This is a genomic window from Nostoc sp. JL31 (assembly GCF_017114965.1).
GTDB classification, from domain to species: Bacteria; Cyanobacteriota; Cyanobacteriia; order Cyanobacteriales; family Nostocaceae; genus Nostoc; species Nostoc punctiforme_A.
The window spans coordinates 1-9,384 of sequence record NZ_JABXKO010000074.1 but is presented as its reverse complement, the minus strand read 5'-3'; the positions used below and the strand labels follow the sequence as shown (position 1 = coordinate 9,384).

The 9,384-nt window shown below is 41.6% G+C and carries 6 protein-coding genes and 1 pseudogene; 4 read left to right on the top strand and 3 right to left on the bottom strand.

Translation table 11 applies throughout. The annotated features are described in order from the left end of the window. The first annotated feature begins 351 nt into the window (after positions 1-351). Both HWQ43_RS17500 and HWQ43_RS17495 read left to right on the top strand, forming a co-directional pair. Positions 352-1,734, top strand: a complete 1,383-nt coding sequence (locus HWQ43_RS17500) for a transposase (RefSeq protein ID WP_292736332.1) — start codon at positions 352-354, stop codon at positions 1,732-1,734. A 448-nt stretch (positions 1,735-2,182) separates the two neighbouring features. Then, positions 2,183-2,665 (top strand): hypothetical protein, encoded by a 483-nt coding sequence (locus tag HWQ43_RS17495; protein WP_292736329.1) that lies wholly within the window; start codon positions 2,183-2,185, stop codon positions 2,663-2,665. Between the two features lie 253 nt (positions 2,666-2,918). On the opposite strand, the gene HWQ43_RS17490 is transcribed toward HWQ43_RS17495, so the two are convergent. The 3 genes from HWQ43_RS17490 to uvrA form a co-directional block, all read right to left on the bottom strand. Further along, positions 2,919-4,805 (bottom strand): RNA-directed DNA polymerase, encoded by a 1,887-nt coding sequence (locus HWQ43_RS17490; protein WP_292736327.1) that lies wholly within the window; start codon positions 4,803-4,805, stop codon positions 2,919-2,921. A 54-nt stretch (positions 4,806-4,859) separates the two neighbouring features. Beyond that, a complete protein-coding gene (locus HWQ43_RS17485; RefSeq protein WP_292736325.1) occupies positions 4,860-5,162 on the bottom strand; it encodes a hypothetical protein in 303 nt (100 codons plus the stop codon). A 157-nt stretch (positions 5,163-5,319) separates the two neighbouring features. Continuing rightward, positions 5,320-8,208: an excinuclease ABC subunit UvrA gene (gene uvrA / locus HWQ43_RS17480; protein ID WP_292736323.1), complete on the bottom strand. Its 2,889-nt coding sequence runs from the start codon at positions 8,206-8,208 to the stop codon at positions 5,320-5,322. Between the two features lie 182 nt (positions 8,209-8,390). Between uvrA and HWQ43_RS17475 the strand changes: the two genes are divergently transcribed. After that, complete coding sequence (locus HWQ43_RS17475) at positions 8,391-9,119, top strand: Uma2 family endonuclease (protein WP_292736321.1); 729 nt, start codon at positions 8,391-8,393, stop codon at positions 9,117-9,119. Positions 9,120-9,182: 63 nt separating this feature from the next. Next, positions 9,183-9,317, top strand: a pseudogene (locus HWQ43_RS17470) (Uma2 family endonuclease); the annotation flags it as partial. Between the last annotated feature and the right edge of the window lie 67 nt (positions 9,318-9,384).

Below are 9,384 nucleotides of genomic sequence, written 5' to 3'. Positions count from 1 at the left end.
CAATTGTTGCGATGGCGTAACCGCCCGCTGCAAGCGATCGCGCTTCATGAAAGCGCGGGCTACCTGACACAGTAGCCGAAACGGTGGAAATTACCCACCGTCGCGGGTTGTGTCCAAAGCAATCCGCCCCACTGTTTCTAGGGAGTGGGGCGTTAGAGACGAATCGCACACCCATTCGTGGGGTGTTGAAGCTTTCAAGCGCACCTTCCCTAGAGCTACCGGGTAAACCCAGCGTTAAGAGTGAATCGCGCCCCTGTATTGGGATGTTAGGAGGATTCGAGCGTCAAAACTGGGTCTTTTAATTCGTGGTGCAAACACGAATATCAAGAAACTCCAATTATCAGCAGAACCATGACAATTAAATCGATTACATCCTTGGGAGTTGATGTTAGTAAGTCAAGCGTAACTTGCCACATTTTAACACAATACCCTGTAGGTGGATTAAAGGCCTATTGGCAAAAAGCTAGAACCAAAGCCAATAGTTTATTCCCTAGTTTCTACTCCAGTCCCAAGCCAAAAACCAACCAAAAATCAGCTTTTGATTTTGCTGATTATGTGACAAATAACAAAGTAGATATTGCAATACTCGAGCCAACGGGAAATCATTACTCAAGGCTTTGGGCAAGAATTTTAGAAAATTTAGGAATTAAGATCCTTTGGGTAGGTCACATTGAGCTACGCCGCTATCGCGGTGGTAAAAACTTACCCAATAAATCTGATGAGGCTGACGCTTTAGCGATGTCCGCTTACGCTGTGGATCAAGAAAATTATCTAGAGTCTGGCGAACTTAACCCGTGCCAGTTTCTTATACACCGCCCACAACCGATCGATCAGATCCGCGAACTGGTGCAAAAGCTTGAACACCTTAACCGTGTTCAATCGCCAATTATCAATTACACTCGTCAAATGCTAGCGTGGCAATTCCCAGAAAAGGCACACAGTAAAACTAAAAGTACCAAACCGGGAAACGTCCCCCCGCTATGGGGTTGGTTGGCAGAGAGGGAGTTAGAAGTACACCCACAAAGCTACAAATCGATAACTAGAATTTACCAAAAATCGATTAGTTTACAACTTGGACTAGAGATAGATCCAATCGTCCGGCTGCACGGTGACTGGCTTTGTGACATTAACATCGAGGAGCAGCGCCTAGAGATTGAACTTAAGGCACTGGTCAACGATGAACAGTTTAAAATCTATAACCAGATTTTCGATCAGTTCCATTTTGGTAGTCGGATTCGCGCACGCCTTTTAAGTCGCATCTACCCGTTTGAAGCGTTTTTGATCAATGGCAAACAGCTGATCGAGCGAGAAGTCCGAGAGGTAAAGAAAAAGGAAGTCACGCGTGAAAAGGGTAAACGTGTGGTGAAATTTCTCCCCGGCGATGTAAAGAGAGTCAAACGTAACCGTTCAAGGGACGCTTTTAAACTCAGATTGGGCATGGGAACGGTTCTTGAACAGTCTGGAGACAGTCTAGTTGAAAAAGGTAGTGGTTCGGCACTATGTCGAATGACCTTTTGGCAATACGTGATCACCAAGGTTGAAATTGACGATCGCTTGCCTGACAATCCCATCGCCAACGAAATTGCTGTTTACAAAGAAACCCTCAAAAGTAAGGTTGATGCTTCAGGTAGACAGCTGCTTAACGGTAAGCACTTACAAAATAAGCTGATGTCCAAAGTTGCAAATATGCTGTTTCGGGAGTTGTCGAGAGCGATCGCCAAAACTGATGCATGACTATAAATATCCGTGCCCTGGTTGTGGCTGCAAATGTTACAGCCCATCGCCTTATTGGATCATAAACGAGGACAACCAAAGGGTACGCGTGCAGTTATACCACTGCATTAACTGCGGTTACGAACCAGAAGTCAAGGAAGCAGAAAATATGCTAGAAGATCCAAGTCGAAGAGACGAAAGATTTCCCTGATGCTTAACCCCTACAGTGATGTGGGGGTTTTAAAATTCCCCAATTGTCTAGAGTGAATGATTATGGGCAGCAAGTTTTAGTACTTGAGACTGCCGATGGTAAAGGTCGCGCTCATTATGGACGACCTCAGTAAGCTAATGAGCATTCAATTTGTATAAAACCCAATACGCTGAGGTTAAGAATTTTTTCTCTCCCCTACCTCCCCTAGTTCTACCCGATTGTTTTCTAATCTACAAAATATCGAACTGAGGTTATTCTATGATTCACCATATTTCAATTGCTGTTAGAAACCCTAGCCATGTTGCTCAAGTTTTGGCGGAAATCTTAAAAGCGCCAGCTGTTCCCTTTCCTCCTAATCCAGGAAGTTATATGGTTATACCTTTTGATGAATACGGCACAGCCATTGAACTTTATCCTTTAGGTTCTCAAATAGAACCTGGTGAAGGTGATGAAGAATGCGTATTTGTACATACTGCTATTACTTCCAGATATACAGATATTCATGCAGCTATTTCTGTACCCATTAGTCAACAAGAAATTGAAGCAATTGGTGTGCGTGAAGGTTGGCGTGTAGTGCGCTGTAACCGCGATTCTTTCTTTGATGTGATTGAGTTCTGGGTGGAAAACAGGTTAATGATTGAATTGCTAACACCAGAAATGGCATCTCAATATCTGAAATTTGCTACCCAGCAAGAAAATCTGAAATATTTTTTGGCAGAACCAGCTTTAGCCACAATTTGATAAATATTTATTGCAATCCTATTTTATTTGTGAGAATTGCCAACCGCAGATCCTCAACTTGTTTGATAAGTTGGGGATCTGCTTTTATTTGCACCTACCCTGCGGTAAGCTTCTTTGCATCTATGACCGAGAGAAAACTCTACTTCTTCACCGCCGGATAGCTATTAGTTAATCTTATAGTGCGAGAATAAAATTATTTTAAAGATATTAAACTAGCGGCATTGTAGATAATTGATATGATACACAAATATCATTAATTATGTTGCAACAGCCAATCTACCAATTCCTGGTAAGCGCCACATAGATACTTTTTGAGAGCATCGCGCTCATGCCAACCAACTGGGTTGGTTGGGTCTAAAATTTTATGCAGCCGAGTATGAGCTTCTGTACTTAATGATCTTAATTTATGACACTTGAGTAATGCGGTAGCGAATATACTAAGTTTTTTTTCTTGAAGTTGAGTATGGATATATTCCATTCTATCTGGCAAAGCCATTTTTAGAACATCTTCCCTACTAGGTTTCAATTTGAGTTTGTCTACAATTATGGGATAAAGTAATTCTTCATGAAACAAATCTAACTGAGACACATATCGCGAAGGATTAGGAAGGTATGATTTATCAGATTGCCATAGAAATTCGGTTGCACGTTTATATTCTGATCCAAGTAAAGCATGAAAGTCTACTGGCTCAGAAAACTTAACTCTGTAGAATTTTGTGAAAGTGTGCCGTATGTAGCATGATTGAAGATGAGGCAGAGAGTTATCATACCCTCTAGCAGAATTTATGGAGTATTCACTAAGTTTTTGTGTTTCATTAAGACCCAATTTCTCCATTGTTAGACCACGTTCAACGTATAGCTGGTATAGCAAAGCATCAATCACGATTGGTGACAAATCACAGATGCTCTGTTTCAGAATACATAGAGCTTCATGCTCATCAATTGCTAGTCGCAAGGCTTGAATAATTGCTGTACGTCTTACTGATGGACTATATGAAAAAGATGAAATTACATTGAGCAAAACACTCATTTTCTCTTGGTTATCTCCTAACGCCATCACAACTGCGCAAAGTAGTGGCCAGTCGCGCTTATTATCAGTTAGCCATTTTCTAAATAAACCATGATGATAACGAAGTGAAAAATTCTGACGCATGAGAGTTTCAATTGCAAATGTTACAGTGCTATCGTATACACTGTGTTTAGCAATAATATTTTGATCTAGAAACTCAATGGCATCTTTTTCAAGCTTACATTTTCTTAAATATCGATGTAATGGATCGGTGAGCCAAGGTCTATCAAGCAAATATGGTAGTATTGCAGTTACAATTGCAGGATTCGGATCTAAACGGTATAAACAGAACTTTAAATGACGTTCAGCAAAGGGATCATTTCCACTACTATCAATAGACTTTTTTGCTTGCCAAAATAACTCAAGTAAATCTTCTTGTAATCCTGAAGTAGCTATTAATAAATCTATGCTCGCATTGCCTATTTCACAATCCTCACCCAAAAGAGCAACGTCATGTAATGATGGTTCTGCTAGAGAATCAGCTAATGTTGTGTCCGGTATCTCATTTAGTTCAGTAAATCTGCGATCCACTTCTGATAGTTTAGATGCCATTCGATCCGCTTCTTCTGCAAAATCATTAATTTGACGCACTGTAGTTTTAGTGGTTTGTATTAAAAGTCCTAAACTTTTTAAGGCTCTATCAATTCGGATAAGCCCTTGCTGAACCGCTTCTCTAGTCCTGGCAAGTAACCTAATATCATCTACGTATCGAATATAGTGGTAGTCTTGGACAGAAAGTTCTTTATCAAATTCATATAGGAAAATATTTGCGAAAAAATCCGATGCCAAGCACCCTTGTGGGAGTCCGCGATTTATTGGTTCTTCTCCCTTAACTGAAGCCCAGATAGGTAAGTACGTGAGGAGATGTTCAGCAGTTGGATCATCAAGAAGCTGTTTTTCACACAGATACTTGATCAACTTGGCTTGATCTATCGTCTCGTAAAAAGCGGCCATGTCTGTTTCTGCTAACCAAACATTACCTTCTTCATACAGAGTTTGAAACTTTTTTTGGAAAAGACGATACTGTATCTTCCAAGGCATAAACATGGGTTTTTGTTCTGGACTGGACAAAACGTTAGCAAAAGACTGGCGATTAGCTACTGTAGACAGAATTGGTCTAGCCTTTTAAGCCACAACATTAGCTATAGCCTGATAGACAACACGATCGCTAACTGCCAGTATTGCCATTGGACGCAAAGTCTGAGATGCCTTGGGGAGGTACTTAATTTCTGGGTATGAAGCTTCAAAAGTTCTCCCCGCCAAAGTTTGTCTGAGTAGTTCAAGGTTGTGGTCACGATTAGCAGCAAATACTTTTAGGCCAATCCAGTCTCGTGAATCAGAGCGATCAAAGTAGCGAACGCGCTCCCAAGCGAGTTTGAGATTATCAAGGCTTATAAAGCTATCGTATATTGAAGTACTAGTGTTCATTTGTAACAATAATTACTTGTAGTCAGCTTCAATTATATTGCACTACATTAATAATACAATTAATTACATACTTGTTAAAGTGAAGCCCAAAGTAAAGAAAGTTTTCAATAATTTACATGAGATGCTTTAATTTTTAATAACACACCTCACCGCCCTACTACTTCTTCACCGCCGGATACTGTTTCAACACCTGCTTTAAATATTGCCCAGTATAAGACCTGGGATTTTTTGCAACTTCTTCTGGCGTACCCACAGCAATCAATTCTCCGCCTTTATCGCCACCTTCTGGCCCCAAATCTATCACCCAGTCAGAACAACGAATTACATCTAAGTTGTGTTCAATTACTAATATTGAATTGCCTTTATCTACCAATCGTTGCAACACATCTAATAATTTGTGGACATCATAAAAAGATAACCCTGTTGTCGGTTCATCTATCAAATAAAGTGTCTTACCTGTGGCGCGTCGAGATAGTTCTGTTGCTAATTTCACCCGTTGCGCTTCACCACCAGATAAAGTCGTCGCAGGTTGCCCTAGTTGGACATAACCCAACCCGACATCAAATAAAGTTTGCAAACGCGCGATCGCTTTGGGAATATTCTGGAAAAAGTCTAAACTTTCCTCAACTGTCATTCTCAAAACATCAGAGATTGACTTATCTTTATACTTCACCTGCAAAGTTTCGCGGTTGTATCTTGCACCTTTACAAATTTCGCATTGCACGTAAACATCCGGGAGAAAGTTCATTTCAATCACATTCACACCCTGTCCGCTACAAGCTTCGCAACGTCCACCTTTAACGTTGAAGGAAAATTGTCCAGGTTTGTAACCCCTAGCTTTAGCTTCTACTGTTTGGGAAAATACATCCCGAATCGCATCAAAAATTCCTGTGTAAGTTGCAGGGTTAGAACGTGGCGTGCGTCCAATTGGGGATTGATCGATAACGATCGCTTTATCAATCGCGTTTAATCCCTGGATTTTATCCAAATGTCTGGGTAAGGGAACTTTCTTAGTTAAATGGTGTTGCAGAGATGGGTACAGTAATTCATTAATCAGTGTAGATTTGCCAGAACCAGACACACCAGTAATGGAGACGAGTTTACCTAGCGGAATGTCTACATCTATATTTTGTAAATTGTTGCGATGGGCATTTTTAATTCCCAAACTGCGCCCATTTCCTTCTCGGCGTTCTGCTGGTGTGTTAATTACTCGCCTTCCTGATAAATATGCACCCGTTAAGGAATCTTCTGCTGCTAATAACGCCTCAAAATCACCTTGGGCGATAATATTTCCGCCGTGGATTCCTGCACCAGGGCCAATATCAACTATATGATTAGCTGCACGAATTGTTTCTTCATCGTGTTCAACGACAATTAATGTATTACCCAAATCGCGCAATTTTGTTAGGGTTTTAAGTAACCTGCCATTATCTCGTTGATGCAAACCAATACTCGGTTCATCTAAAACGTAGAGAACTCCCGTTAATCCAGAACCAATTTGCGTTGCTAGACGAATTCGTTGGGCTTCGCCACCAGAAAGAGTCATGGCGGGACGGTCAAGGGTGAGGTAATCTAAACCTACATCCAACAAAAATTGCAATCTTGCCTTGATTTCTCGCAGGACTAAATCAGCAATTTGTAACTGGCGATCGCTCAACTTAAATTGCTCAATTCTCTCTCGACAATCCCGAATTGATACGGTAGTCAATTCTAAAATTCCATATTGTCCTAATTTCACCGCCAAGGCTTCCGGTTTTAACCGTTTTCCTTTACAAACCTCACAAGGTTGATCGATTAAATACTGCTCTAATTTTTGTTTAATTAATTCCGAACCACCCTCATACTGCCGTTGCAAAATTGGAATAGCACCTTTAAAACTCTGCTTTCTTTGTGCTTCTGCGGCTCGTTCATCTTTCTCACCAAACAAAATGATTTGCTGCTGTTCTTCTGTCAGCTTGCTCCAATTTGTCTGTAATTCAAACCCATAAATCTGTCCGACGCTATAGAGTAATTCTAAGTAATAAGAATTATCTTTTTCTGACCAAGGCGCGATCGCAGCATAAACTGGCGCTTCCCAGTCAGGTACGATCAAATCTGGCGCAAATCTTCTTAAAGTCCCGATTCCATGACAGTGCGGACAAGCACCATAAGGTGAGTTAAAGGAGAACAATCGCGGTGATAGTTCCTCCATCACCGCGCCATGTTCTGGACAAGCAAAGTTTTCCGAAAATACTAACTCTTCTTCTTTTTCTTGTCCGTCGTCACCAAGCAGACTCACCAGAATGGCTGCAATCCCACCCGATTGCTTGAGACACGTAGACAGGGAATCAACCAAACGCTCCTGAATATCAGCCTTTTTCACCAAGCGGTCAATTACCACTTCGATGGTGTGGGTAAAATTTTTATCCAATTCAATGGAATCTGACAGTTCTCGGATCTCGCCATTGATCCGCACGCGGACAAAACCTTGAGAAGCAAGACTTGACAAAAGCTTACGATGTGTGCCTTTTTTTCCCCTGACAACGGGTGCAAGAATTTGGAAGCGGGTGCGATCTGGTAACTCCATGATGCGATCGCACATCTCATCGATTGTCTGGGGTGCAATACAGCGATCGCATATCGGACAATGGGGTTCGCCAGCCCGACCAAATAACAGCCGCAAATAGTCGTAAATCTCTGTCACCGTACCCACAGTGGAACGAGGGTTATGAGACGTTGACTTTTGGTCAATAGAAATTGCTGGACTTAAGCCTTCAATGGCTTCGACATCCGGCTTATCCAGTTGTCCTAAAAATTGCCGTGCGTAGGCGCTGAGAGATTCCACATAGCGACGTTGCCCTTCAGCGAAGATGGTATCAAACGCTAGAGAAGACTTACCAGAACCAGAAACGCCAGTGAATACGATTAGGCGATCGCGTGGCAATTCCAAGTCAATATTTTTCAGATTATGCTGCCTAGCACCCCGAATCCGAATGGTATTCTGGCTGTTGTGGCTGGGGTACGGAAGATGTCCATTCAAGGATGCTGCTAGCTGTTTGTCTGACATATTGGGCGGCGAAGAAGGAGTTTCTTATGAAACAGTCCTTAATAATACTATCTTTAATTAGTTTATAGTAGAACAATCGTACTGTTTTGGTTAGTTATCATTCCAGATTCATGCCGCAGACATCCTTAAGAGTCTGCTAATTTGGAAGCATCCCGATTAAATATCCTTCTGAGGGCGAAGCTATGGTATCGCAAATCCAACCGCCGACCCAGCCAGAGGTCATCTACCCAGATAGTGACGGACAACCAGTGGCAAATAATACTATACAGTTTGGCTGGATTGTAGAAATTAAGCAGAATTTAGATTGGCTATTTGCCGACGATCCAAATGTATTTGTCGCCGGGGATTTGTTTTGGTATCCGGTAGAGGGACGCAACAAAATTGTTAACGCCCCAGATGTGATGGTGGTATTAGGTAGACCAAAGGGCGATCGCCTTTGCTACCAACAATGGAAAGAGGAGGGAATTGCGCCGCAAGTAGTGTTTGAAATTCTTTCTCCCAGCAACACCCAAACTGAAATGGACAAGAAATTACTTTTCTATGACCGCTATGGCGTAGAAGAGTACTACATTTACGATCCTGAGAAAAATAATTTGCGTGGATGGTTGCGTAGTGAAGATGGGTTAGATGTCATCCCCCAAATGGAAGATTGGGTTAGTCCTCTGTTAAAAATTCGCTTTGTTCCATCATCAGAGGGTTTACAGTTATTATATCGCCCTGATGGAGAACGGTTTTTAACTTACACAGAAATTTCTCGCAACGCCGAGCAAGAACGCCAACGGGCGGAACTTGCAGAACAAGCTAGAAGAGATGCCATACCCCGATTATTGCAAATGAATTTGACCATCGAACAGATTGCCCAAGCTTTGGGATTGTCAGTGGAAGAAGTGCGAACCCTTGCTCAGGAGTAATGCCGTGTGCAATTTTTTAATCGGGTCATTAGAAATTGAATTTGTACTTGAGATATTCTGATTATGCTAGCCAATGCAGCCACTTATAATGTCACTTGGGAAAAGTTACCTGATGATTTTGTTTTAGACAACGAACCAGTGGATAACATTAATCAGCCACTCTTGGCTGCTGCTTTAACAGAAAGCTTGAACCTATCCCACTAATAATATTTTGTTAATCCAGATATGAATTGTAGCAAGGTCAATGAATGCGTCAAAGTAAACT

What these genes read in the sequence shown, in the direction of transcription:
- HWQ43_RS17485 (WP_292736325.1), bottom strand. Translation starts at nt 5,162, where the DNA reads ATGAACACTAGTACTTCAATATACGATAGCTTTATAAGCCTTGATAAT.
- HWQ43_RS17495 (WP_292736329.1), top strand. Translation starts at nt 2,183, where the DNA reads ATGATTCACCATATTTCAATTGCTGTTAGAAACCCTAGCCATGTTGCT.
- HWQ43_RS17500 (WP_292736332.1), top strand. Translation starts at nt 352, where the DNA reads ATGACAATTAAATCGATTACATCCTTGGGAGTTGATGTTAGTAAGTCA.
- HWQ43_RS17475 (WP_292736321.1), top strand. Translation starts at nt 8,391, where the DNA reads ATGGTATCGCAAATCCAACCGCCGACCCAGCCAGAGGTCATCTACCCA.
- uvrA (WP_292736323.1), bottom strand. Translation starts at nt 8,208, where the DNA reads ATGTCAGACAAACAGCTAGCAGCATCCTTGAATGGACATCTTCCGTAC.